Source organism: Enterobacter sp. HK-058-C-ECC (assembly GCF_047531125.1).
Lineage (GTDB): Bacteria > Pseudomonadota > Gammaproteobacteria > Enterobacterales > Enterobacteriaceae > Enterobacter > Enterobacter quasiroggenkampii.
Map to the genome: position 1 here is coordinate 203,779 of NZ_JBLKCH010000006.1, position 25,849 is coordinate 229,627.

Sequence of the window (25,849 nt, forward strand, 5' to 3'; positions counted from 1 at the left end):
ATTGTCTCCTTATTTCAGGCTGCGAATGTCGGCGAAATGGCCGGTGACTGCCGCAGCGGCGGCCATTGCCGGGCTGACCAGATGGGTGCGCCCACCGCGGCCCTGACGGCCTTCAAAGTTACGGTTGCTGGTGGAGGCACAGCGCTCACCCGGATTCAGGCGATCGTTGTTCATGGCCAGACACATGGAACAGCCTGGCAGGCGCCACTCGAAGCCTGCTTCGATAAAGATCTTATCCAGACCTTCGGCTTCCGCCTGGGCTTTCACCGGACCGGAGCCTGGAACGACCAGCGCCTGCACGCCCGGCGCGACTTTACGGCCTTTGGCGATCTCTGCCGCCGCACGCAAATCTTCGATACGGGAGTTGGTGCAGGAGCCGATAAACACCTTATCAATGGTCACGTCGGTCAACGGCACGCCGGGCTTCAGCCCCATATAGGCCAGCGCTTTTTCCGCACTGGCGCGCTCGACCGGATCGGCGAAGGAAGCCGGATCGGGAATGGCGTCGTTGACGGAAATCACCTGACCCGGGTTGGTCCCCCAGGTCACCTGAGGGGCAATCTCTTCTGCCTGCAGCGTGACAACGGTATCAAACGTTGCCCCGTCGTCGGTTTTCAGGGTTTTCCAGTAGGCTACCGCGTCGTCAAAATCCTGCCCTTTCGGCGCGTGCAGACGGCCCTTCACATAGTTAAAGGTCGTTTCATCTGGCGCGACCAGCCCGGCTTTGGCACCCATCTCAATGGCCATGTTGCACAGGGTCATGCGACCCTCCATGCTCAGCGCCTGAATAGCGTCGCCGCAGAACTCAACGACGTGGCCGGTACCGCCTGCGCTGCCGGTTTTACCGATAATCGCCAGCACGATATCTTTCGCGGTAATGCCTGGTGCCGCTTTGCCCTTCACTTCAATCTTCATCGTTTTGGCGCGACCCTGCTTCAGGGTCTGCGTCGCCAGCACGTGTTCCACCTCGGAAGTGCCAATCCCGAACGCCAGGGCGCCAAACGCGCCGTGGGTTGCGGTATGCGAGTCACCGCAGACGATGGTCATGCCCGGCAGGGTAATCCCCTGCTCAGGGCCCATCACGTGGACGATGCCCTGATACGGATGGTTCAGGTCGTACAGCTCAACGCCGAATTCATTGCAGTTCTTAATCAGCTCCTGCATCTGGATACGCGCCATCTCACCCGAGGCGTTAATGTCTTTAGTCTGGGTGGAAACGTTGTGATCCATCGTCGCGAAGGTTTTACCCGGCTGGCGCACTGGACGCTTGTGCGCGCGCAGGCCGTCGAATGCCTGGGGAGAGGTCACCTCGTGTACCAGATGTCTGTCGATATACAGCAGTGGGGTTTCGTTTGGTGCTTCGTAGACAACGTGCGCATCAAACAACTTTTCATATAACGTCTTAGCCATGATTACACCCCTTCAGCGACATAGCGGGCAATAATGTCGCCCATTTCATCGGTACTGACTGCCGGCGTGCCGCGTGCTAAATCACCGGTACGAACGCCTTCTTCTAACGCCCGGTTAATGGCGTTTTCAATTGCGGTTGCTGCATCGCCTGCATCCAGGCTGTAGCGCAGCAGCAGGGCAAGGGAGAGGATCTGCGCAATCGGGTTAGCGATGTTTTTGCCGGCGATATCCGGTGCGGAGCCGCCCGCAGGCTCGTACAGGCCGAAGCCTTCTTCATTCAGGCTGGCGGATGGCAGCATGCCCATCGAGCCGGTGATCATCGCGCACTCGTCAGAGAGAATATCGCCGAACAGGTTGGAGCACAGCAGCACGTCAAACTGGGACGGATCCTTAATCAGCTGCATGGTCGCGTTGTCGATGTACATGTGCGACAGCGCAACGTCCGGGTACTGTTTAGCGACTTCGCTGACGATCTCGCGCCACAAAATGGAAGACTGCAGCACGTTCGCTTTATCAATCGAGGTCACCTTATGGCGGCGTTTGCGCGCCGACTCAAACGCGATATGGGCGATACGTTCAATTTCGAAGCGGTGATAAACCTCGGTATCGAACGCTTTTTCATGCTGACCGCTGCCTTCGCGCCCCTTTGGCTGACCGAAATAGATCCCGCCGGTCAGTTCACGCACGCACAGAATGTCGAAACCGTTGGCGGCGATATCGGCGCGCAGCGGGCAAAACTCTTCCAGACCCTGGTACAGCTTCGCCGGACGCAGGTTACTGAACAGTTTGAAATGTTTACGCAGCGGCAGCAGCGCGCCGCGCTCTGGCTGCTCTGCTGGCGGCAGGTGTTCCCATTTTGGACCACCGACGGAACCAAACAGCACGGCATCGGCATTTTCACAGCCTTCCACGGTTGCTTTTGGCAGTGGCGTACCGTGGTTATCAATCGCAATACCGCCCACATCGTAGTGGCTGGTGGTGATTTTCATCGCAAAACGTGCGCGAACGGCTTCCAGTACTTTCAGCGCCTGTGCCATCACTTCCGGGCCAATACCGTCGCCCGGTAACACAGCAATATGGTAATTCTTCGACATTACACGGTTTCCTTGTTGTTCTCTTTATTCTGAGCTTTGCGTTGCAACTCTTTTTCGACTTCGGCGGCGCGCCAGATGTTATTCAGCACATGCACCATCGCTTTCGCGGAGGATTCAACGATATCGGTCGCCAGACCCACGCCATGGAAGCGGCGGCCATTGTGGGTCACAACAATGTCGACCTGGCCCAGTGCATCTTTGCCGTGGCCCTTGGCCGTCAGGTCATATTTGACCAGCTCAACGTCGTACTCGGTAACGCGGTTGATGGCCTGGTAAATCGCATCGACAGGTCCATTTCCGTTAGCTGCCTCTGCTTTAATTTCATCTCCGCAGGCCAGCTTGACCGAGGCGGTGGCGATGTCGCTGGATCCGGACTGCACGTTGAAGTAATCCAGACGGAAGTGCTCTGGCTCTTCCTGCTGTTTGTTAATAAAGGCCAGCGCTTCCAGGTCATAGTCGAACACCTGCCCTTTTTTGTCGGCCAGCTTCAGGAACGCGTCATACAGCTGATCCATGTTGTAATCGCTGTCCTTATAGCCCATCTCTTCCATGCGGTGCTTCACTGCCGCGCGACCGGAACGGGAGGTCAGGTTCAACTGGACCTGGTTCAGGCCGATGGATTCCGGGGTCATAATTTCGTAGTTTTCACGGTTCTTCAGCACGCCATCCTGATGAATACCGGAGGAGTGCGCGAAGGCGCCAGTGCCGACAATCGCTTTGTTGGCCGGAATAGGCATGTTGCAAATCTGGCTGACGGTCTGGCTGGTGCGCCAGATCTCGTTGTGATTAATGCGGGTGTGCACGTCCATGATGTCTTTGCGCACTTTGATCGCCATGATCACTTCTTCCAGCGAACAGTTGCCCGCGCGTTCGCCGATGCCGTTCATCGCGCCTTCTACCTGACGCGCGCCAGCGTGGACGGCGGCGATAGCATTGCCCACGGCCAGACCCAAATCATCGTGGGTGTGGACGGAGATAATCGCTTTATCAATGTTTGGAACGCGGTCATACAGGCCGGTGATGATGTTGGCGAACTCAAACGGCATGGTGTAGCCGACGGTGTCCGGGATGTTGATAGTTTTGGCACCCGCGTTAATGGCGGCTTCCACGACGCGCGCCAAATCGTCGATTGGCGTACGGCCTGCATCTTCACAGGAGAATTCAACGTCATCGGTGTAGTTACGTGCGCGTTTCACCATATACACCGCGCGCTCAATCACCTCATCCAGCGTGCTGCGCAGCTTGGTGGCGATGTGCATGGGCGAGGTGGCAATAAAGGTGTGGATACGGAACGCTTCGGCCACTTTCAGCGACTCGGCTGCAACGTCGATATCTTTTTCCACACAGCGCGCCAGACCACATACGCGGCTGTTTTTAATGGTGCGGGCGATGGTCTGGACGGATTCGAAATCACCCGGAGACGAGACCGGGAAACCCACCTCCATCACGTCGACACCCATACGTTCGAGAGCCAGCGCGATCTGCAGTTTCTCTTTTACACTCAGGCTTGCCTGTAATGCCTGTTCACCGTCACGTAAAGTAGTATCGAAAATAATGACTTGCTGGCTCATGGGTTAGGTCCTTGTCAGTCTTAGGGCGCCTTGCTACGAGCATAAAAAAACCCGCGCAGTGGCGCGGGTTTTTAGTCTTACTGGTGACGATTCAACGCTGAATTTCGCCCGCCAGTCTACCGCGCACAGTGGATGCGTTTAGTAGTAGTAGACCGGTGAAACGAATGGTGCGAATCATGAATCGTGCTCCGTTAAATTCAATATGCTTTTAGTGGTACTGGATACGGCAGTTGATGTCAACCCCTGACGATAAAAACGGACCCGACGGGCGGAACGGGCAGGATTTTACGTTAGCTAATTGTGCTGGTTTTGGCTTTTGCGAGCCGACTAATTGTCTAATTTTGGACTGAAGAAAACAGTTGCAGAAATAAATAAATATAATTGTTTAAAATGAGTGACGCGCGTTACAGAGAGTATTCTGTACATAAAGGGGTTTACTATCATTAAGTTATAATTACGGTGAATCTATTACACGTCGCTAAAAAATGAACAGAGGTAACATGTTATTAACTAACTGATGAGCGATGGCGATAACAGTTTAATAATACTTAAGTCATCATTAATCTGGCGGTCATTGTGTATTTGCTTGGTTTATGGTTTCATTTAAATCCTAAAGTCAAACATATCATTTGCGCTATTTTCTTTTCGTTTGTATAGCGTCTTTATATATTCTGAATTTTAAATAATTCTCTTTCGCTGATCGTATTTGCATGATAAATCATATTTTTCGAGATTATTACCGTACGTGAGCAAAGGGAGTGTAGCGTGACAGTGGAGTCAGAAGTGTCAGAAAATAATATTAAACAACCTCAAGCTACTGATGGGATTAAACCGCAGTTACGCACGGTGGATCTTAATCTTCTGACGGTGTTTGATGCTGTCATGCAGGAACAGAATATCACCCGCGCGGCCCAGGCGTTGGGGATGTCACAACCTGCTGTGAGTAACGCCGTTGCCAGGCTTAAGGTCATGTTTAACGACGAATTGTTTGTTCGTTACGGAAGAGGGATCCAGCCTACTGCGCGCGCATTCCAGCTGTTCGGCTCAATCCGTCAGGCGTTGCAGCTGGTACAAAACGAGCTGCCGGGATCGGGCTTTGAACCTTTAAGCAGCGAGCGCACATTTCATCTGTGTGTCTGCAGTCCATTAGATAATTATTTAACCTCGATTATCTATAATAAAGTCGAAGAGATCGCGCCAAATATCCATCTGGTTTTTAAATCATCCCTGAACCAAAGTACAGAGCATCAGTTACGCTATCAGGAGATTGAATTCGTCCTGGGGTATGAAGAGTTCCGTCGTCCTGAATTTTCCTGCGTACCGCTGTTTAAAGATGAAATGGTTCTGGTGGCCAGTAAAAATCATCCTCGGCTGAAATATCCACTACGCGAAAATGATGTCTATAACGAGCAGCATGCCGTTGTTGCCCTCGACAGATATGCTTCCTTTAGCCTGCCATGGTATGACTCTGCGGATAAGCAGGCGAGCGTGGCTTATCAGGGGATGGCTATGGTCAGCGTATTAAACGTTGTTTCCCAAACACATCTGGTGGCGATTGCACCGCGCTGGCTGGCAGAAGAGTTTTCTGACCCGTTAAATCTGCAAATTTTGCCTCTGCCGCTTAAGTTAAATAGCCGAACCTGCTATCTCTCCTGGCATGAAGCGGCCGGAAGGGATAAAGGACACCAATGGATGGAAGAGTTGCTGGTAGGTATCTGCCGCCGGTAATCGCATCAGGATAAATCGCATCGGATTGTGTGATTTATCCTGAGTTTTTATAGATAATTACTATTTTGTTCTGTGATGCATTTTTTCGGGCCGCTCTTCGGTACGCAAAAATAGATGATTTCCTGCATTGCCCCGCTTTTCAGCGATGATTTATCACACCGTCCTCTATTCCCAGAGGAATTAACCATATCTTCAGTTAACGGCTGCTTTTTCTGCTTTACGCACCGTTTATCTCCCCGGGTTTGCTAATTGCCTGCCTCATAACGAGCGGTTAAGGTAAAGAACACTCTGCAAAATATAAGATTGGTTCATCCCGATCGTAAGACGGTGCGGAAATGAATTCGGCAGTCCGTCTATAACAAAATGCCTGGAGGCAAAGCATGGAGATGTTGTCTGGCGCGGAAATGGTCGTGCGGTCGCTGATCGATCAGGGCGTAAAGCAAGTGTTCGGCTACCCTGGCGGCGCGGTCCTGGATATTTATGATGCGCTGCATACGGTAGGGGGCATTGACCATGTTCTGGTACGTCACGAGCAGGCGGCTGTACACATGGCCGACGGTCTGGCGCGTGCGACGGGTGAAGTGGGCGTGGTCTTAGTCACGTCCGGCCCCGGCGCGACAAACGCCATTACCGGTATTGCAACGGCGTATATGGACTCTATCCCGCTGGTGATCCTCTCCGGGCAGGTAGCAACCTCGCTGATTGGCTACGATGCTTTTCAGGAGTGTGACATGGTCGGGATTTCCCGTCCCGTTGTGAAGCACAGTTTTCTGGTCAAGCAAACCGAAGACATTCCCGGCGTACTGAAAAAAGCCTTCTGGCTGGCAGCAAGCGGGCGCCCGGGACCGGTGGTGGTCGATCTGCCTAAAGACATTCTGAACCCGGCAAACAAGCTGCCGTACGTCTGGCCTGACTCGGTGAGCATGCGTTCTTACAATCCGACAACGCAGGGGCATAAAGGACAGATCAAGCGGGCGTTGCAAACGCTTCTGGCAGCCAAAAAACCGGTCGTCTATGTCGGCGGCGGGGCGATCAACGCAGCCTGTGAAGCCCAGCTTCGTGAGCTGGTTGAAAAACTCAACCTTCCTGTGGCGTCGTCGCTGATGGGGCTGGGGGCGTTTCCCGCCACTCACCGCCAGGCGCTCGGCATGCTGGGTATGCACGGTACCTATGAAGCCAACATGACGATGCATCACTCCGATGTGATCTTTGCCGTCGGCGTGCGTTTTGACGATCGTACCACCAACAATCTGGCGAAGTATTGCCCGAACGCCACCGTGTTGCACATTGATATCGATCCGACGTCCATTTCAAAAACGGTGTCGGCTGATGTGCCGATCGTCGGTGATGCTCGTCAGGTTCTGGAACAGATGCTGGATCTGCTGACCCAGGAGAACGCGACCCAGCCGCTGGATGAGATCCGCGACTGGTGGCAGCAGATTGAACAGTGGCGAGCGCGTCAGTGCCTGAAATATGACACGCAAAGCGAAAACATTAAGCCGCAGGCGGTCATCGAAGCGGTGTGGCGACTGACGAAAGGTGAGGCGTATGTAACCTCAGACGTGGGCCAACACCAGATGTTTGCCGCCCTGTATTACCCGTTTGATAAACCGCGTCACTGGATCAACTCGGGTGGCTTAGGCACCATGGGCTTCGGTCTGCCTGCCGCGCTGGGCGTGAAGCTGGCCCTGCCGAATGAAACCGTCGTCTGCGTGACCGGAGACGGCAGTATTCAGATGAACATTCAGGAGCTGTCTACCGCGCTGCAGTATGAGCTGCCGGTTCTTGTGCTGAACCTGAATAACGGCTACCTCGGCATGGTGAAGCAGTGGCAGGATATGATTTATTCTGGCCGTCATTCGCAGTCCTATATGCAATCGCTGCCGGATTTTGTTCGTCTTGCTGAAGCTTATGGCCATGTGGGGATGCGAGTGACCGATCCGGCCGAGCTGGAAACGAAGCTCGCACAAGCGCTTGAGCACGTTAAAAACAACCGCCTTGTATTTATGGATGTGATTGTTGATGGAACCGAACACGTTTATCCGATGCATATTCGGGGGGGCGGTATGGATGAAATGTGGTTAAGCAAAACGGAGAGAACCTGATATGCGCCGGATATTATCGGTTTTACTGGAAAACGAGTCTGGCGCACTGTCGCGCGTCATTGGTCTTTTTGCGCAGCGCGGTTATAACATTGAAAGCCTGACCGTCGCGCCGACGGAGGATCCCACGCTGTCGCGCATGACGATTCAAACCGTTGGCGACGCCAAAGTACTTGAACAGATTGAAAAACAGCTGCATAAGCTGGTTGATGTGCTGCGCGTGAGCGAGCTGGGGCAGGGGGCCTACGTTGAACGTGAGGTCATGCTGGTGAAAATCCAGGCCACCGGCTACGGGCGTGAAGAAGTTAAACGCAATGCGGATATTTTCCGCGGACAGATTATCGACGTCACGCCTTCTCTTTATACGGTTCAGCTGGTCGGGACAAGTGACAAGCTGGATGCTTTCCTGACGTCCGTGCGGGATGTGGCAAAAATTGTTGAAGTCGCAAGATCGGGTGTCGTGGGTCTGTCACGCGGCGAGAAAATCATGCGTTAGTTGTCAAAAAGGTTCGCCTCTTTCTGCCCGGTCACCAAAGCCGGGCTTTTTTTTGCGTAATCAGCCGACAACGCAGATAAAAGCGGTTGCCGCGAAGGCTTTTCTGCGTTTAGATGTTAAAAGATTTAACCATAACCTTGACAGGGCCATGGACTCTTTTCTTTTTTTAAGGGGCAATTGTGAAACTGGATGAAATCGCCCGGCTAGCCGGCGTGTCACGAACAACGGCCAGCTATGTGATTAACGGTAAAGCAAAGCAGTACCGTGTCAGCGACAAGACCGTTGAAAAAGTTATGGCGGTGGTTCGTGAACATAACTACCATCCGAATGCTGTCGCAGCCGGTCTGCGCGCCGGGCGCACCCGCTCTATTGGTCTGGTGATCCCGGACCTGGAAAACACCAGCTATACCCGTATCGCCAACTATCTTGAACGTCAGGCGCGCCAGCGTGGCTATCAGCTGCTGATTGCCTGCTCGGAAGATCAGCCTGATAACGAGATGCGCTGCATTGAGCACCTGCTCCAGCGCCAGGTGGATGCCATTATTGTTTCGACCTCCTTACCGCCAGAACATCCGTTCTACCAGCGTTGGGCGAACGATCCGTTCCCAATCGTGGCGCTGGATCGCGCGCTCGATCGTGAACATTTCACAAGCGTAGTGGGTGCGGATCAGGATGATGCCGAAATGCTGGCCGCAGAGCTGCGGACGTTCCCGGCGGAAACGGTGCTGTATCTTGGCGCGTTGCCCGAGCTTTCGGTGAGCTTCCTGCGCGAGCAGGGATTCAGAACTGCCTGGAAAGACGATCCGCGCGAGGTTCACTACCTCTATGCCAACAGCTACGAACGTGAAGCCGCCGCGCAGCTGTTCGAGAAATGGCTGGAAACCCACCCGATGCCTCAGGCGCTGTTCACGACCTCGTTTGCGCTCTTGCAGGGCGTCATGGATGTCACCTTACGCCGTGAAGGTAAACTCCCCTCCGACCTGGCGATTGCCACGTTCGGGGATAACGAGCTGCTCGACTTCCTTCAGTGCCCGGTGCTGGCGGTTGCACAGCGTCACCGTGACGTGGCTGAACGCGTGCTGGAGATTGTGCTGGCGAGTCTGGATGAACCCCGCAAACCAAAGCCGGGCCTGACGCGTATCAAACGTAATCTCTACCATCGCGGAATTTTAAGCCGCCAAAAATGAAATGACTGGGGCGGCGAAATCTGCCCCATTTTGCTGAGATAATTCGTGCGGATAATTCCCGGAGAGAAATTAGGATAATTCTTGTGAGATCATAATCGCCTATTTTTCTTAATTCATTTTGGCTTTTAAATTGTTCTTTAAAGAACATCTAAGCGATTTTAAACGGTATTCTTTGTATTATTTTGTTACAAACCCTCTTCGGTCGATGAATATTCAGACGTTTTTTCCTCTTCCTTTGACTGCTTACGTGCTAACCACTGCGCTTACCGTGTGCCTGGGTGAATCTGGCGCTGTCATCCCCTGAGAATCTGTCATAAAATGCTGCCCGCGTCGCAAACTGACACTTTATATTTATCTGCGATGATATTGAGTGAGCCTTAACGCTAGTGTGCATATTCGGTTTTTTTCTTACAAATATTCATAACGTTAATTTTGCCTCGCCAGTTGTGCAGTTATTAACCAGGACTGTTTAACTCTGTAAATAGAGGGCTTTCGAGTCCTTATACGGAGAGTCCTGGCTTGACAAGCTTTTCCCTCGCTCCGTAAACTCCTTTAGGTGGGAATTTGTGGGTTAAAGTGGTGAGGAGGGGTGAGACTGGCATGTTCCGTGGAGCAACGTTAGTCAATCTCGACAGCAAAGGGCGTTTATCGGTACCAACCCGATACCGCGACCAGCTGATTGAGAACGCTGCGGGTCAAATGGTTTGCACCATTGACATTAACTCCCCCTGCCTGCTGCTTTACCCCTTACCTGAATGGGAAATTATTGAGCAAAAGCTGTCGCGACTGTCGAGCATGAACCCGCAGGAGCGCCGCGTGCAGCGGCTGTTATTGGGACATGCCAGTGAATGTCAGATGGATAACGCAGGGCGATTACTGATTGCCCCTGTGTTGCGGCAACATGCCGGTCTGACAAAAGAAGTGATGCTGGTCGGGCAGTTCAACAAGTTTGAACTGTGGGATGAAACGACCTGGTATCAACAGGTCAAGGAAGATATCGACGCTGAGCAGTCTGATTCCGCGACATTATCGGAACGACTGCAGGACTTGTCTCTATAAATATGATGGAAAATTATAAACATAAAACGGTGTTACTGGACGAGGCCGTTAACGGCCTGAATATTCGTCCGGATGGCATCTACATTGATGGCACATTTGGTCGCGGTGGCCACTCGCGTTTGATCCTCTCCCAGCTGGGTGAGGAGGGACGTCTGCTGGCAATCGATCGCGATCCGCAGGCAATTGCCGTTGCACAGACCATCAATGACCCACGCTTTTCCATCGTGCATGGACCTTTCTCTGCGCTCGCGGACTATGTGGCTGAGCGCGGCCTGACGGGCAAGATCGACGGGATTCTTCTCGATCTTGGCGTCTCTTCACCCCAACTTGACGACGCTGAACGCGGTTTCTCCTTTATGCGTGATGGTCCGCTGGACATGCGGATGGATCCGACGCGCGGACAATCCGCCGCCGAGTGGCTTCAGACCGCTGACGAAGCCGATATTGCATGGGTCATTAAAACGTTTGGCGAAGAGCGCTTTGGCAAACGTATTGCGCGCGCCATTGTTGAGCGTAACCGCATTGAGCCAATGACCCGCACCAAAGAGTTGGCCGAGGTGATCGCGGCAGCGACCCCGGTGAAGGATAAGCACAAACATCCCGCGACCCGTACCTTCCAGGCGGTTCGCATCTGGGTAAACAGTGAACTGGAGGAAATAGAGCTGGCGCTAAAAAGCTCGCTCGACGTGCTGGCCCCGGGTGGGCGGTTATCCATCATCAGCTTCCATTCGCTGGAAGACCGTATTGTGAAACGCTTTATGCGTGAACAAAGCCGCGGTCCTCAGGTGCCAGCGGGGCTGCCGATGACGGAAGAACAACTCAGGAAGCTGGGTGGCCGTCAGTTGCGAGCATTAGGCAAGTTGATGCCGGGCGAAGAAGAAGTGGCAGAGAATCCACGCGCCCGTAGTTCAGTGCTGCGTGTTGCAGAGAGGACGAACGCATGATCGGCAGAGTGACAGAGACCCTAAGCAAAGTTAAGGATTCGTTAGGAAGCAACGAGCGCCATGCCTTGCCTGGCGTGATCGGCGACGATCTTTTGCGGTTTGGGAAACTGCCACTCTGTCTGTTCATTTGCATCATTGTCACGGCAGTAACGGTGGTGACGACAGCCCACCATACACGTTTATTGACTGCGCAACGCGAGCAGATGGTACTGGAACGCGATGCGCTGGATATTGAATGGCGAAATCTGATCCTTGAAGAAAACGCGCTCGGCGATCATAGCCGGGTTGAACGGATCGCAACGGAAAAGCTGCAGCTGCAGCATGTTGATCCTTCACAGGAAAATATCGTGGTACAAAAATAAGGGAAAACGCGACGCATGAAAGCAGCGGCAAAAACGCTAAAACCAAAACGTCAGGAAGAACAGGCCAACTTTATCAGTTGGCGTTTTGCGTTGCTTTGCGGCTGCATTTTACTGGCGCTGGGTTTTCTGCTGGGCCGCGTGGCCTGGCTGCAGATCGTCGCCCCTGACATGCTGGTACGCCAGGGCGATATGCGCTCTCTGCGCGTTCAGGAGGTCTCCACGTCCCGCGGGATGATCACCGACCGCTCCGGTCGTCCGCTGGCGGTGAGCGTACCGGTGAAGGCTATCTGGGCCGATCCGAAAGAGCTGCACGACGCCGGTGGCATTACCCTTGATAACCGCTGGAAAGCGCTGGCTGATGCGCTGAAAATGCCGCTGGATCAGCTGGCTTCCCGCGTTAACGCGAACCCGAAAGGGCGTTTTATCTATCTGGCGCGTCAGGTTAACCCTGACATGGCGGACTACATTCGCAAACTGAAGCTGCCGGGCATTCATCTGCGTGAAGAATCCCGTCGTTACTATCCATCCGGCGAAGTAACCGCTCACCTCATTGGCTTCACCAACGTCGACAGCCAGGGGATTGAGGGCGTTGAAAAAAGCTTCGATAAGTGGCTCACCGGTCAGCCGGGCGAGCGAATCGTGCGTAAGGACCGCTACGGGCGCGTCATCGAAGATATCTCCTCTACGGACAGTCAGGCAGCGCACAACCTGGCCCTGAGTATCGACGAGCGCCTGCAGGCGCTGGTCTACCGCGAGCTGAACAACGCCGTGGCGTTCAACAAGGCGGAGTCAGGCAGCGCCGTGCTGGTGGATGTCAGCACCGGTGAAGTGCTGGCGATGGCCAACAGTCCGTCCTACAACCCGAACAACTTTACCGGCACCGCAAAAGATGCCATGCGTAACCGGGCGATTACCGACGTGTTCGAACCTGGCTCCACGGTGAAGCCGATGGTGGTGATGACCGCGCTCCAGCGCGGCATCGTCAATGAAAACACGGTCCTGAACACCATCCCATACCGTATTAACGGCCACGAGATAAAAGACGTGGCGCGCTACAGCGAATTGACCCTGACCGGGGTGTTACAGAAGTCGAGTAACGTCGGTGTTTCAAAGCTGGCGTTAGCGATGCCGTCCTCAGCGTTAGTAGAGACTTACTCACGTTTTGGACTGGGAAAGGCGACCAATTTGGGGTTGGTCGGAGAACGCAGTGGCTTATATCCTCAAAAACAACGGTGGTCTGACATAGAGAGGGCCACCTTCTCTTTCGGCTACGGGCTAATGGTAACCCCGTTACAGTTAGCGCGAGTCTACGCAACGATTGGCAGCTATGGCGTTTATCGCCCGCTGTCGATTACCAAAGTTGATCCACCGGTGCCGGGCGAGCGTATCTTCCCGGAATCCATCGTTCGTACCGTAGTGCACATGATGGAAAGCGTGGCGCTGCCGGGCGGCGGCGGCGTGAAGGCGGCGATTAAAGGCTATCGTATCGCCATTAAAACCGGTACAGCGAAAAAAGTGGGGCCAGACGGCCGTTACATCAACAAATACATTGCCTATACCGCAGGCGTTGCGCCTGCAAGCAATCCGCGTTTTGCGCTGGTGGTCGTGATAAACGATCCACAGGCGGGTAAATACTACGGCGGCGCCGTCTCCGCGCCTGTGTTCGGGGCCATCATGGGCGGCGTATTACGCACCATGAACATTGAACCGGATGCGCTGGCGACGGGCGAAAAAAGTGAATTTGTAATTAATCAAGGCGAGGGTACAGGTGGCAGATCGTAATTTGCGCGACCTTCTCGCTCCGTGGGTGCCAAATGCACCGGAGCGAGCACTGCGAGAGATGGTACTGGACAGCCGCGTGGCTGCTTCTGGCGATCTTTTTGTGGCGGTGGTCGGTCATCAGGCGGACGGGCGTCGTTATATCCCGCAGGCGATTGCGCAAGGTGTGGCTGCCATTATTGCTGAGGCTAAAGATGAGGCAACCGACGGTGAGATCCGTGAAATGCACGGCGTGCCGGTCATCTATCTCAGCCAGTTAAACGAACGTCTTTCCGCACTGGCGGGACGTTTTTATCACGAACCTTCCGACCAGCTGCGCCTGGTTGGCGTAACGGGTACGAACGGAAAAACCACCACCACGCAGCTGATGGCGCAGTGGGCTCAGCTGCTGGGTGAAACCGGCGCGGTGATGGGGACCGTGGGTAACGGTCTGCTGGGCAAAGTGAGCCCGACGGAAAACACCACCGGCTCCGCGGTTGACGTACAGCACGTGCTCGCCGGTCTGGCAGGGCAGGGTGCAACCTTTGCCGCGATGGAGGTCTCTTCGCACGGTCTGGTCCAGCACCGCGTCGCGGCGCTGAAATTTGCCGCGTCCGTGTTTACCAACCTGAGCCGCGATCATCTTGATTATCATGGTGATATGGAGCACTACGAAGCCGCGAAATGGCTGCTCTATTCCACTCACCACTGTGGTCAGGCGATCATCAATGCCGACGATGAAGTCGGTCGCCGCTGGCTGGCGAAGCTGCCCGATGCGGTTGCCGTATCGATGGAAGACCATATCAATCCGAACTGCCACGGCCGCTGGCTGAAGGCGGTTGAGGTGAAATATCACGACAGCGGGGCGACCATCCGCTTTGCCTCTTCCTGGGGTGAAGGCGAAATTGAAAGCCGCCTGATGGGGGCGTTTAACGTCAGCAACCTGCTGCTGGCGCTGGCAACGCTGCTGGCGCTGGGTTACCCGATGGCTGAGCTGCTGAAAACCGCCGCGCGTCTGCAGCCAGTTTGTGGCCGTATGGAAGTGTTTAGCGCGCCGGGTAAACCGACCGTTGTGGTTGATTATGCCCACACGCCGGATGCGCTGGAAAAAGCGCTGGAAGCGGCGCGCCTGCACTGTACCGGTAAGCTCTGGTGCGTGTTTGGCTGCGGCGGCGATCGTGACAAAGGCAAACGCCCGCTGATGGGCGCTATTGCGGAACAGTTCGCAGATATTCCGGTTGTCACCGATGACAACCCGCGTACGGAAGAGCCGCGCGCCATCATTAATGACATTCTGGCGGGCATGCTGGATGCGGGCCGCGCGCGCGTCGTCGAAGGCCGGGCGGAAGCCGTGACGAATGCCATCATGCAGGCACAGGAGAATGATGTTGTTCTGCTGGCGGGTAAAGGCCATGAAGATTATCAGATCGTTGGCAACCGCCGTCTGGATTACTCGGATCGCGTAACGGCAGCTCGCCTGCTGGGAGTCGTCGCATGATTAGCCTCTCGTTAAGCCAGGCCGCTGCGGTATTGCACGGCGACCTGCACGGGCAAGACCTGACCATTGATGCCGTGACGACGGACACCCGCAAAGTCACCACTGGCTGTCTGTTCGTGGCGCTGAAAGGCGAGCGTTTTGACGCGCATGATTTTGCTGAACAGGCCAAAGATAACGGCGCCGGTGCGCTGCTGGTCAGCCGCAAGCTTGATATCGATCTGCCGCAGGTTGTGGTGAAAGATACGCGTCTCGCGTTCGGTGAGCTGGCGGCCTGGGTTCGTCAGCAGGTGCCGGCTCGCGTCGTGGCCCTGACCGGATCCTCAGGCAAAACGTCAGTGAAAGAGATGACGGCGGCGATCCTCAGCCAGTGCGGCAATACGCTTTATACCGCGGGCAACCTCAATAATGACATCGGCGTGCCGATGACATTGCTTCGCCTGACCAAAGAGCACGAGTATGCGGTGATCGAGTTAGGTGCAAACCACCAGGGTGAAATCGCCTGGACCGTGAGCCTGACGCGCCCGGAAGCAGCGCTGGTGAATAACCTCGCGGCTGCGCACCTGGAAGGCTTTGGCTCGCTGGAAGGCGTGGCAAAAGCGAAAGGCGAGATTTACACCGGCCTGCCGGAAAACGGTATCGCCATTCTGAACGCCGATAACAACGACTGGCTTAACTGGCAGAGCATCATTGGTGCGCGTAAAACCTGGCGCTTCTCGCCAAATGCGGCCAACAGTGATTTTGCAGCGACCAATATCCATGTGACGTCGCACGGCACCGAGTTCACCCTCACCACCCCAACGGGTGGCTTGGAGGTGCTGCTGCCGCTGCCGGGTCGCCATAACATCGCCAATGCCCTTGCGGCGGCGGCGCTGTCAACGGCGGTAGGCGCTTCACATGAGGCGATCAAAGCCGGGCTGGCGAACCTGAAAGCCGTGCCGGGACGCCTGTTCCCGATTCAGCTTTCGGAAAACAAGCTGCTGCTGGATGACTCCTATAACGCGAACGTTGGCTCGATGACGGCGGCGGTGCAGGTGTTATCTGAAATGCCGGGCTTCCGCATCATGGTGGTTGGCGACATGGCAGAGCTGGGCGACGAAAGCGAAGCCTGTCATACCCAGGTCGGTGAAGCGGCGAAAGCGGCGGGGCTGGACTGTGTACTGAGCGCAGGAAAACTGAGCCAGGCGATTAGCCAGGCCAGCGGCGTTGGCGAGCATTTTGCCGATAAAGCCGCGTTGATTGAGCGCCTTAAGGCATTAATGACAGAAAAACAAATTGTGACAGTGTTAGTGAAAGGTTCACGTAGTGCCGCCATGGAAGAGGTTGTGCACGCATTACAGGAGAACGGGACATGTTAGTTTGGCTGGCCGAACATTTGGTCAAATATTACTCAGGCTTTAACGTCTTTTCCTATCTGACGTTTCGCGCCATCGTCAGCCTGCTGACTGCGCTGTTCATCTCATTATGGATGGGCCCGCGCATGATTGCCCGTCTGCAAAAGCTCTCTTTCGGCCAGGTTGTGCGTAACGACGGCCCGGAATCGCACTTCAGCAAGCGCGGTACCCCGACCATGGGCGGGATCATGATCCTGACTGCCATCGTCGTTTCCGTACTGCTGTGGGCATACCCGTCCAACCCGTACGTCTGGTGTGTGCTGACGGTTCTGGTGGGTTACGGGATCATTGGTTTCGTCGATGATTACCGCAAAGTCGTCCGTAAAGACACTAAAGGCCTGATTGCCCGCTGGAAGTACTTCTGGATGTCGGTGATCGCGCTGGGCGTGGCCTTCGCGCTGTATCTGGCCGGGAAAGACACGCCAGCGACCGAGCTGGTCGTGCCGTTCTTTAAAGACGTGATGCCGCAGCTGGGTCTGTTCTACATTCTGCTGGCGTACTTTGTGATTGTCGGCACCGGTAACGCCGTTAACCTGACCGACGGTCTGGATGGCCTGGCGATTATGCCAACCGTCTTCGTGGCGGCCGGTTTTGCGCTGGTGGCCTGGGCGACCGGTAACATGAATTTCGCGAACTACCTGCACATCCCTTATCTGCGCCACGCGGGTGAACTGGTGATCGTCTGTACGGCGATTGTCGGCGCGGGGCTGGGCTTCCTGTGGTTCAACACCTATCCGGCTCAGGTCTTTATGGGTGACGTCGGTTCACTGGCGTTAGGCGGCGCGCTGGGCATTATTGCCGTGCTGCTGCGTCAGGAGTTCCTGCTGGTGATCATGGGCGGCGTGTTTGTGGTTGAGACGCTGTCGGTGATTTTGCAGGTCGGCTCCTTCAAGCTGCGCGGCCAGCGCATCTTCCGTATGGCGCCGATTCACCACCACTATGAACTGAAAGGCTGGCCGGAGCCGCGCGTCATTGTGCGCTTCTGGATTATTTCGCTGATGCTGGTGCTGATTGGCCTGGCAACGCTGAAGGTACGTTAATCATGGCAGATTACCAGGGTAAAAAAGTCGTTATCATCGGGTTAGGCCTCACGGGCCTTTCCTGCGTGGACTTTTTCCTCGCACGTGGCGTGACGCCGCGCGTGATGGATACGCGTGTCTCTCCGCCGGGTCTGGATAAACTGCCGGAACAGGTTGAACGCCACCTTGGTGGTCTGAATGATGACTGGCTGCTGGCAGCCGATCTGATTGTCGCCAGCCCGGGTATGGCGCTGGCGCATCCTTCCCTGAGCGCTGCCGCAGATGCAGGCGTTGAGATTGTCGGCGATATCGAGCTGTTCTGCCGCGAAGCGCAGGCGCCCGTTATCGCGATTACCGGTTCTAACGGTAAAAGCACCGTCACCACTCTGGTGGGGGAAATGGCAAAAGCGGCGGGCATGAACGTCGGCGTTGGCGGTAACATTGGTTTGCCTGCTCTGATGCTGCTGGACAAAGGCTGTGAACTGTATGTTCTCGAGCTTTCCAGCTTCCAGCTGGAAACGACCTCCAGCCTGCATGCTGCCGCTGCGACGATCCTCAACGTGACTGAAGATCACATGGACAGATATCCCTTTGGTCTGCAGCAGTACCGTGCCGCCAAGCTGCGCGTTTATGAGAATGCCAAAGTCTGCGTAGTGAACGCCGATGATGCGCTGACCATGCCGGTGCGTGGCGCAGACGACCGCTGCATTAGTTTTGGCATCACCATGGGTGATTATCATCTGAACCGCCAGCTGGGCGAAACCTGGCTGCGCGTGAAAGGTGAGAAAGTGCTGAACGTGAAAGAGATGAAGCTCTCTGGGCAGCACAACTATACCAATGCGCTGGCGGCGCTGGCGCTGGCGGACGCAGTGGGGCTGCCGCGCTCCTCAAGCCTGAAAGCATTAACCACGTTTTCCGGCCTGGCACACCGTTTCCAGCTGGCGCTGGAGCACAACGGCGTGCGCTGGATCAACGACTCCAAAGCCACCAACGTGGGCAGCACGGAGGCCGCGCTGAACGGCCTGCACGTTGACGGTACCCTGCATCTGCTGCTGGGCGGCGACGGTAAATCAGCGGATTTCTCGTCCCTGAAGCCGTATCTCTCCGGCGATAACGTCCGTCTGTACTGCTTCGGCCGTGACGGCAGCGAGCTGGCTGCACTGCGCCCTGAGGTCGCCGAGCAAACCGAAACCATGGAACAGGCGATGCGGCTGATTGCCCCTCGCGTGAAACCGGGTGATATGGTGCTGCTCTCTCCGGCCTGTGCCAGCCTCGATCAATTCAAGAATTTCGAACAGCGTGGTGATGTCTTTACCCGCCTGGCGAAGGAGTTAGGCTGATGCGTTTATCTCTCCCTCGCCTGAAAATGCCGCGCCTGCCAGGATTTGGGATCCTGGTGTGGTTGTTTGCGGCACTCAAAGGCTGGGTGATGGGCTCTCGTCAAAAAGATAACGACAGCCTGATCATGTACGACCGCACGCTGTTCTGGCTCACGATGGGGCTCGCGGCGGTCGGCTTTATTATGGTGACGTCAGCGTCAATGCCCGTCGGGCAGCGTCTGGCGAACGATCCTTTCCTGTTTGCCAAGCGTGATGGTCTGTACATTATCCTGGCATTCTGCCTGGCGCTGGTGACCTTGCGTCTGCCGATGGAGTTCTGGCAGCGACACAGTACGGCGATGCTGATCGCCTCGATCATTATGCTGCTGATCGTTCTGGTGGTGGGGAGTTCCGTAAACGGGGCATCACGCTGGATCGCCTTTGGCCCGCTGCGTATTCAGCCTGCGGAATTTACCAAGCTCTCCCTGTTCTGCTACCTGGCGAACTACCTGGTGCGTAAGGTAGATGAAGTGCGTAATAACCTGCGCGGCTTCTTAAAACCGATGGGCGTGATTCTGGTGCTGGCGGTATTACTGCTGGCGCAGCCTGACCTCGGTACCGTGGTGGTACTGTTTGTCACCACGCTGGCTATGCTGTTCCTGGCGGGCGCAAAGCTGTGGCAGTTCATCGCCATTATCGGGATGGGGATTTCAGCGGTTGTGCTGCTGATCCTCGCCGAGCCTTACCGTATTCGCCGCGTGACCTCGTTCTGGAACCCGTGGGAAGACCCGTTCGGCAGCGGCTATCAGCTGACGCAGTCACTTATGGCCTTTGGGCGCGGTGAGCTCTGGGGGCAGGGGCTGGGTAACTCGGTACAGAAACTGGAGTATTTACCGGAAGCGCATACTGACTTCATCTTCTCCATTATTGCGGAAGAACTGGGTTATATCGGTGTGGTATTAGCGCTATTAATGGTATTCTTCGTCGCTTTCCGCGCCATGTCCATCGGCCGGAAAGCGCTGGAGATCGATCACCGTTTCTCAGGCTTCCTGGCCTGCTCAATTGGTATCTGGTTTAGCTTCCAGGCATTGGTTAACGTCGGGGCCGCAGCAGGTATGCTGCCGACCAAAGGTCTGACGTTGCCGTTGATCAGTTATGGTGGTTCCAGTCTGTTGATTATGTCGACGGCCATCATGCTGTTGTTGCGCATAGATTATGAGACGCGTCTGGAAAAAGCCCAGGCGTTTACACGAGGTTCACGATGAATCAACCGAAGCGGTTAATGGTGATGGCAGGCGGTACTGGCGGACATGTGTTCCCGGGACTGGCGGTTGCGCACCATTTAATGGATCAGGGCTGGCAGGTACGCTGGCTGGGAACCGCAGACCGCATGGAGGCCGACCTGGTACCGAAACACGGTATTGAGATCGACTTTATTCGTATTTCCGGCCTTCGGGGCAAAGGCCTCAAGGCAATGCTGCTGGCACCGGTGCGCATTTTTAACGCCTGGCGTCAGGCGCGCACCATCATGAAGCGCTTTAAGCCCGATGTGGTGCTGGGCATGGGCGGCTATGTCTCGGGTCCAGGTGGGTTAGCCGCGTGGTCGTTAGGTATTCCCGTCGTGCTGCATGAGCAGAACGGTATTGCGGGTCTGACCAACAAATGGCTGGCGAAAATCGCCACCAAAGTCATGCAGGCATTTCCTGGCGCGTTCCCGAAAGCGGACGTGGTGGGAAACCCGGTGCGCGTGGACGTACTGGCACTGCCGCTGCCGGAGGCTCGCCTGGCGGGCCGTGAAGGGCCGGTGCGTGTGCTGGTCGTCGGCGGCTCTCAGGGCGCACGTATTTTAAACCAGACGATGCCGCAGGTTGCCGCAAAGCTGGGTGATGCCGTCACCATCTGGCACCAGAGTGGAAAAGGCGCTCAGCAGACCGTTGAGCAGGCTTACGCCGAGGCGGGGCAGCCGCAGCATAACGTGACGGAATTTATCGACGACATGGCGGCAGCCTATGCCTGGGCCGATGTCGTGGTCTGTCGTTCTGGCGCCTTAACGGTAAGCGAAATCGCTGCCGCGGGGCTGCCAGCTCTGTTTGTGCCTTTCCAGCACAAAGACAGACAGCAGTACTGGAATGCCCTGCCGCTTGAGAAAGCCGGTGCGGCGAAAATTTTTGAGCAGCCACAATTTACCGCCGACGCGGTCGCCACCACCCTGGCGGGCTGGAACAGAGACGTATTGCTTGAGATGGCTGAACGCGCGCGCGCGGCGGCTATCCCTGATGCGACGGAGCGGGTGGCAAAAGAAGTGAGCCTGGCAGCCCAGGCTTAACCCTCGCAGCGCGTGAAGCGCGGCACGAATTTTAAGTAGTCGATGGCGTTTAGAGAATGAATACACAACAACTGGCAAAACTGCGTTCAATCGTGCCCGAGATGCGTCGCGTCCGGCACATTCACTTTGTTGGCATCGGTGGTGCTGGCATGGGCGGTATTGCCGAAGTGTTAGCTAACGAAGGCTATCAGATCAGCGGGTCTGACCTGGCGCCAAACCCTGTAACGCAGCAGCTGGCGTCGCTTGGGGCGACTATCTATTTCAACCATCGTCCGGAAAACGTGCGCGATGCCAGCGTGGTGGTGGTATCGAGCGCTATCTCCTCTGACAACCCGGAGATTGTTGCCGCGCATGACGCGCGCATTCCGGTGATCCGCCGTGCAGAAATGCTGGCGGAACTGATGCGTTTCCGTCACGGCATCGCGATTGCCGGGACCCACGGTAAAACCACGACCACGGCGATGGTCTCCAGTATTTATGCAGAAGCGGGTCTCGACCCGACGTTTGTCAACGGCGGCCTGGTCAAAGCCGCGGGCGTGCATGCGCGTCTGGGACACAGTCGTTATCTGATTGCTGAAGCGGATGAGAGCGACGCGTCGTTCCTGCACCTGCAGCCGATGGTGGCGATTGTCACCAACATCGAAGCGGACCATATGGATACCTACCAGGGTGACTTCGAGAACTTAAAGCAGACCTTTATCAACTTCCTGCACAACCTGCCGTTCTACGGGCGCGCGGTGATGTGCGTAGACGATCCGGTGATCCGCGAGCTGCTGCCGCGCGTGGGTCGTCAAATCACCACCTACGGTTTCAGTGAAGACGCTGACGTCCGCGTGGAAGAGTACAAACAGATTGGCGCGCAGGGGCACTTCACGCTGGCGCGTCAGGACAAAGAGCTGCTGCACGTGACGCTGAATGCGCCAGGGCGCCATAACGCGCTCAATGCCGCAGCGGCAGTGGCCGTCGCGACGGAAGAAGGCATTGATGATGATGCGATCCTGCGCGCGCTGGAAAGCTTCCAGGGCACCGGTCGTCGTTTCGACTTCCTCGGTGAATTCCCGCTGGATCCGGTAAACGGTAAAGCCGGTACGGCGATGCTGGTGGACGACTATGGTCACCATCCAACCGAAGTGGACGCCACCATTAAAGCCGCACGTGCGGGCTGGCCGGACAAGAATCTGGTGATGGTGTTCCAGCCGCACCGCTTCACGCGTACGCGCGATCTGTATGACGATTTCGCCAGCGTCCTGTCACAGGTAGACACCCTGCTAATGCTGGATGTATACGCCGCAGGCGAGACGCCGATTCCTGGCGCAGACAGCCGTTCTCTGTGTCGCACCATTCGTGGACGCGGTAAGGTTGACCCTATTCTGGTTTCTGACCCTGCACAGGTGGCGGAAATTCTGGCACCGGTCCTGACAGGTAACGATTTGATTCTGATTCAGGGTGCGGGAAATATCGGCAAAATCGCCCGTACCTTAGCTGAAATCAAACTGAAGCCGCAAAACCAGGAGGATGAGCATCATGGCTGATAAGATTGCTGTCCTGTCTGGCGGCACCTCCGCCGAGCGCGAGGTTTCCCTGAATTCCGGCGCGGCTGTACTGGCGGGCCTGCGTGAAGGTGGCGTCAATGCGCACCTGGTTGACCCAAAAGAGGTCGACGTGACGCAATTAAAAGCCATGGGCTTCGATAAAGTTTTTATCGCTTTACACGGTCGTGGCGGTGAAGACGGCACCCTGCAGGGGCTTCTGGATCTGATCGGCCTGCCGTACACCGGCAGCGGCGTGATGGCTTCCGCTATCTCTATGGATAAACTGCGCAGCAAGCTGCTGTGGCAGGGCGCAGGGTTATCTGTCGCACCATGGGTAGCGCTGACGCGACGCGAATTTGAATTGGGCCTGTCGGATAGCGTTAATGCGCGCATTGCTGAACTGGGCTTACCGGTTATTGTAAAGCCCAGCCGGGAAGGCTCCAGCGTGGGAATGTCCAAAGTCGACAAAGCTGACGATTTAGCGTCCGCTTTAGCGCTGGCATTTCAACATGATGATGAAGTTCTGGTAGAAAAATGGCTTAGCGGGCCGGAATTTACCGTCGCGATGCTTGGCGAAGAAATTTTACCGTCAATCCGTATCCAACCCGCTGGAGTCTTCTATGATTATGAGGCGAAGTATCTCTCTGATGAGACGCAATATTTCTGCCCAAGTGGTCTTGAAGCTGAGCGTGAAGCCGAATTACAGTCCCTGGTGCTTAAAGCCTGGCATGTTCTGGGTTGCCAGGGCTGGGGGCGCATCGACGTGATGCAGGACCGGGATGGACAATTTTATCTGCTGGAAGCCAATACCTCTCCGGGAATGACCAGCCACAGCCTTGTGCCAATGGCCGCGCGTCAGGCGGGGATGAGCTTCTCGCAGTTAGTCGTACGCATTCTGGACCAGGCGGGCTGATATGTCTCAGGCTGCATTGAACACGCGCAACCGCGATGACGAGGAAGAATACACCTCTTCACGCCGCAGTAATGGAACGCGTCTTGCAGGCATCATTTTCCTGCTCGGGGTGCTGTGCACCGTGTTTATCAGCGGCTGGATGGTCCTGGGCTGGATGGAAGATGCGCAGCGGTTGCCACTTTCTAAGCTGGTGGTCACCGGTGAGCGTCACTACACGCGTAACGACGATATTCGCCAGTCAATACTGGCACTGGGCTCGCCTGGCACCTTTATGACTCAGGACGTCAATATTATCCAGAGCCAGATTGAACGTCTGCCATGGATAAAACAGGCGAGCGTAAGAAAGCAATGGCCTGATGAATTGAAGATTCATCTGGTTGAATATGTGCCCATTGCGCGTTGGAATGATCAGCACATGGTTGACGTCGACGGAAATTCCTTCAGCGTCCCGGCCGATCGTGTCAACAAGCAAAATTTACCAATGTTGTATGGCCCTGAAGGCAGCGAAAACGAAGTGTTACAGGGTTTTCGTGAAATGGGTCAGGTGCTGGCGAAGGACAGGTTTACGTTAAAAGATGCTGCCATGACGGCGCGCCGTTCTTGGCAGCTTACGTTAACGAACGGCATTAAGCTCAACCTGGGGCGCGGGGACACCATGAAGCGTCTGGCGCGTTTTGTCGAACTTTACCCGGTTTTACAGCAGCAGGCACAGACTGACGGCAAACGGATAAGCTACGTTGATTTGCGCTATGACTCAGGCGCAGCAGTCGGTTGGGTACCGGCTCCGGTCGAGGAACCTAATCAGCAACAGAATCAGGCACAGGTACAGGCAGAACAACAATGATCAAGGCGACGGACAGAAAACTGGTAGTTGGACTGGAGATTGGCACCGCGAAGGTTGCCGCTTTAGTAGGGGAAGTTCTGCCCGACGGTATGGTCAATATCATTGGCGTGGGCAGTTGCCCGTCCCGTGGTATGGATAAAGGTGGGGTAAACGATCTTGAATCGGTGGTGAAGTGCGTCCAGCGCGCCATCGATCAGGCTGAATTGATGGCAGATTGCCAGATTTCTTCTGTCTATCTGGCCCTCTCTGGTAAGCACATTAGCTGCCAGAACGAAATCGGTATGGTGCCGATTTCCGAAGAGGAAGTGACGCAGGAAGACGTTGAAAACGTTGTGCATACGGCGAAATCCGTGCGTGTCCGCGATGAGCATCGCGTGTTGCACGTGATCCCGCAGGAATATGCGATTGACTACCAGGAAGGGATCAAGAACCCGGTTGGTCTGTCAGGCGTTCGTATGCAGGCAAAAGTGCACCTGATCACATGTCACAACGATATGGCGAAGAACATTGTAAAAGCCGTTGAACGTTGTGGCCTGAAAGTTGACCAACTTATTTTCGCCGGTCTGGCGGCAAGTTATTCCGTGCTGACCGAAGATGAACGTGAACTGGGTGTCTGTGTGGTCGATATTGGTGGTGGTACAATGGACATGGCCGTGTATACCGGCGGTGCGCTGCGCCACACCAAAGTGATCCCGTACGCAGGGAACGTCGTGACCAGCGATATTGCTTACGCTTTTGGTACGCCGCCGAGCGATGCAGAAGCGATTAAAGTGCGCCACGGCTGTGCGCTGGGCTCCATCGTTGGCAAAGATGAGAGCGTTGAAGTGCCAAGCGTCGGTGGTCGTCCACCGCGCAGCCTGCAGCGCCAGACGTTGGCAGAGGTGATCGAGCCGCGCTATACCGAGCTGCTCAACCTGGTCAACGAAGAGATTTTACAGTTACAGGAACAGCTTCGTCAGCAGGGCGTCAAGCATCATCTTGCGGCGGGGATTGTATTAACCGGCGGTGCAGCGCAAATTGAAGGTCTTGCGGCCTGTGCACAGCGCGTGTTCCATACGCAGGTGCGTATTGGTGCGCCGCTGAATATCACCGGTTTAACGGATTATGCTCAGGAGCCGTATTATTCAACGGCTGTGGGCCTGCTCCACTACGGGAAGGAATCTCATCTCAGTGGTGAAGCGGAAGTGGAAAAACGCGTCTCAGTGGGGTCGTGGGTCAAACGACTGAACAACTGGTTGCGAAAAGAGTTTTAATTTTTTTAAGAGACCGGAGAGAATTAGCGGTCTCGGGCGACAG

General features: G+C 55.5%; 22 protein-coding genes. 18 read left to right on the forward strand and 4 right to left on the reverse strand.

Annotated elements, in window-relative coordinates:
• Positions 1-9: 9 nt before the first annotated feature.
• From leuC to leuL, 4 genes are all read right to left on the reverse strand, one after another.
• The gene (gene leuC / locus ACMWJS_RS14090; RefSeq protein WP_008501999.1) at positions 10-1,410 is read right to left on the reverse strand and encodes a 3-isopropylmalate dehydratase large subunit; all 1,401 of its coding nucleotides are present in this window, start codon (positions 1,408-1,410) and stop codon (positions 10-12) included.
• 2 nt (positions 1,411-1,412) lie between these two features.
• Positions 1,413-2,504: a 3-isopropylmalate dehydrogenase gene (gene leuB, locus ACMWJS_RS14095; protein ID WP_414747215.1), complete on the reverse strand. Its 1,092-nt coding sequence runs from the start codon at positions 2,502-2,504 to the stop codon at positions 1,413-1,415.
• Positions 2,504-4,075 (reverse strand): 2-isopropylmalate synthase, encoded by a 1,572-nt coding sequence (leuA, locus tag ACMWJS_RS14100; RefSeq protein WP_008501997.1) that lies wholly within the window; start codon positions 4,073-4,075, stop codon positions 2,504-2,506. Before leuA ends, leuB begins: the two co-directional genes overlap by 1 nt.
• A gap of 91 nt (positions 4,076-4,166) precedes the next feature.
• A complete protein-coding gene (leuL, locus tag ACMWJS_RS14105) occupies positions 4,167-4,253 on the reverse strand; it encodes a leu operon leader peptide (protein WP_071530973.1) in 87 nt (28 codons plus the stop codon).
• A gap of 587 nt (positions 4,254-4,840) precedes the next feature.
• Here leuL and leuO point away from each other — a divergent pair.
• From leuO to ftsA, 18 genes are all read left to right on the forward strand, one after another.
• Positions 4,841-5,803: a transcriptional regulator LeuO gene (leuO, locus tag ACMWJS_RS14110; protein ID WP_275430302.1), complete on the forward strand. Its 963-nt coding sequence runs from the start codon at positions 4,841-4,843 to the stop codon at positions 5,801-5,803.
• 380 nt (positions 5,804-6,183) lie between these two features.
• Positions 6,184-7,908 (forward strand): acetolactate synthase 3 large subunit, encoded by a 1,725-nt coding sequence (ilvI, locus tag ACMWJS_RS14115; protein WP_045907791.1) that lies wholly within the window; start codon positions 6,184-6,186, stop codon positions 7,906-7,908.
• 1 nt (position 7,909) lies between these two features.
• Positions 7,910-8,401, forward strand: a complete 492-nt coding sequence (gene ilvN, locus ACMWJS_RS14120) for an acetolactate synthase small subunit (protein ID WP_063620771.1) — start codon at positions 7,910-7,912, stop codon at positions 8,399-8,401.
• Positions 8,402-8,580: 179 nt separating this feature from the next.
• Positions 8,581-9,588, forward strand: coding sequence for a catabolite repressor/activator (cra, locus tag ACMWJS_RS14125; RefSeq protein WP_008501993.1), 1,008 nt, complete (start codon positions 8,581-8,583; stop codon positions 9,586-9,588).
• A gap of 600 nt (positions 9,589-10,188) precedes the next feature.
• Positions 10,189-10,647, forward strand: a complete 459-nt coding sequence (gene mraZ / locus ACMWJS_RS14130; protein ID WP_021240528.1) for a division/cell wall cluster transcriptional repressor MraZ — start codon at positions 10,189-10,191, stop codon at positions 10,645-10,647.
• 2 nt (positions 10,648-10,649) lie between these two features.
• Positions 10,650-11,591 (forward strand): 16S rRNA (cytosine(1402)-N(4))-methyltransferase RsmH, encoded by a 942-nt coding sequence (rsmH, locus tag ACMWJS_RS14135; protein ID WP_021240527.1) that lies wholly within the window; start codon positions 10,650-10,652, stop codon positions 11,589-11,591.
• Positions 11,588-11,953 (forward strand): cell division protein FtsL, encoded by a 366-nt coding sequence (ftsL, locus tag ACMWJS_RS14140; RefSeq protein ID WP_008501989.1) that lies wholly within the window; start codon positions 11,588-11,590, stop codon positions 11,951-11,953. The genes rsmH and ftsL overlap by 4 nt, the downstream gene beginning before the upstream one ends.
• A 15-nt stretch (positions 11,954-11,968) precedes the next feature.
• A complete protein-coding gene (locus ACMWJS_RS14145; protein WP_045907793.1) occupies positions 11,969-13,735 on the forward strand; it encodes a peptidoglycan glycosyltransferase FtsI in 1,767 nt (588 codons plus the stop codon).
• Complete coding sequence (murE, locus tag ACMWJS_RS14150; protein WP_045907794.1) at positions 13,722-15,209, forward strand: UDP-N-acetylmuramoyl-L-alanyl-D-glutamate--2,6-diaminopimelate ligase; 1,488 nt, start codon at positions 13,722-13,724, stop codon at positions 15,207-15,209. Before ACMWJS_RS14145 ends, murE begins: the two co-directional genes overlap by 14 nt.
• The gene (gene murF, locus ACMWJS_RS14155; protein WP_414747216.1) at positions 15,206-16,564 is read left to right on the forward strand and encodes a UDP-N-acetylmuramoyl-tripeptide--D-alanyl-D-alanine ligase; all 1,359 of its coding nucleotides are present in this window, start codon (positions 15,206-15,208) and stop codon (positions 16,562-16,564) included. Before murE ends, murF begins: the two co-directional genes overlap by 4 nt.
• Positions 16,558-17,640 carry a phospho-N-acetylmuramoyl-pentapeptide-transferase gene (gene mraY / locus ACMWJS_RS14160; RefSeq protein ID WP_008501985.1) on the forward strand — a complete coding sequence of 361 codons (1,083 nt, stop codon included), beginning with the start codon at positions 16,558-16,560 and terminating at the stop codon, positions 17,638-17,640. Before murF ends, mraY begins: the two co-directional genes overlap by 7 nt.
• Positions 17,641-17,642: 2 nt before the next feature.
• Complete coding sequence (gene murD, locus ACMWJS_RS14165; protein ID WP_045907796.1) at positions 17,643-18,959, forward strand: UDP-N-acetylmuramoyl-L-alanine--D-glutamate ligase; 1,317 nt, start codon at positions 17,643-17,645, stop codon at positions 18,957-18,959.
• Positions 18,959-20,203 carry a cell division protein FtsW gene (ftsW, locus tag ACMWJS_RS14170; protein ID WP_008501983.1) on the forward strand — a complete coding sequence of 415 codons (1,245 nt, stop codon included), beginning with the start codon at positions 18,959-18,961 and terminating at the stop codon, positions 20,201-20,203. The genes murD and ftsW overlap by 1 nt, the downstream gene beginning before the upstream one ends.
• Positions 20,200-21,264, forward strand: coding sequence for an undecaprenyldiphospho-muramoylpentapeptide beta-N-acetylglucosaminyltransferase (gene murG, locus ACMWJS_RS14175; RefSeq protein WP_111967225.1), 1,065 nt, complete (start codon positions 20,200-20,202; stop codon positions 21,262-21,264). The genes ftsW and murG overlap by 4 nt, the downstream gene beginning before the upstream one ends.
• A 56-nt stretch (positions 21,265-21,320) precedes the next feature.
• Positions 21,321-22,796, forward strand: a complete 1,476-nt coding sequence (gene murC / locus ACMWJS_RS14180) for a UDP-N-acetylmuramate--L-alanine ligase (protein ID WP_023293287.1) — start codon at positions 21,321-21,323, stop codon at positions 22,794-22,796.
• Entirely contained in the window at positions 22,789-23,709 is a 921-nt protein-coding gene (locus tag ACMWJS_RS14185) for a D-alanine--D-alanine ligase (RefSeq protein ID WP_325819247.1), read from the forward strand. The genes murC and ACMWJS_RS14185 overlap by 8 nt, the downstream gene beginning before the upstream one ends.
• A 1-nt stretch (position 23,710) precedes the next feature.
• Entirely contained in the window at positions 23,711-24,553 is an 843-nt protein-coding gene (gene ftsQ / locus ACMWJS_RS14190; RefSeq protein WP_023293285.1) for a cell division protein FtsQ, read from the forward strand.
• Positions 24,550-25,806: a cell division protein FtsA gene (ftsA, locus tag ACMWJS_RS14195; RefSeq protein WP_006173845.1), complete on the forward strand. Its 1,257-nt coding sequence runs from the start codon at positions 24,550-24,552 to the stop codon at positions 25,804-25,806. The genes ftsQ and ftsA overlap by 4 nt, the downstream gene beginning before the upstream one ends.
• Positions 25,807-25,849 lie beyond the last annotated feature (43 nt).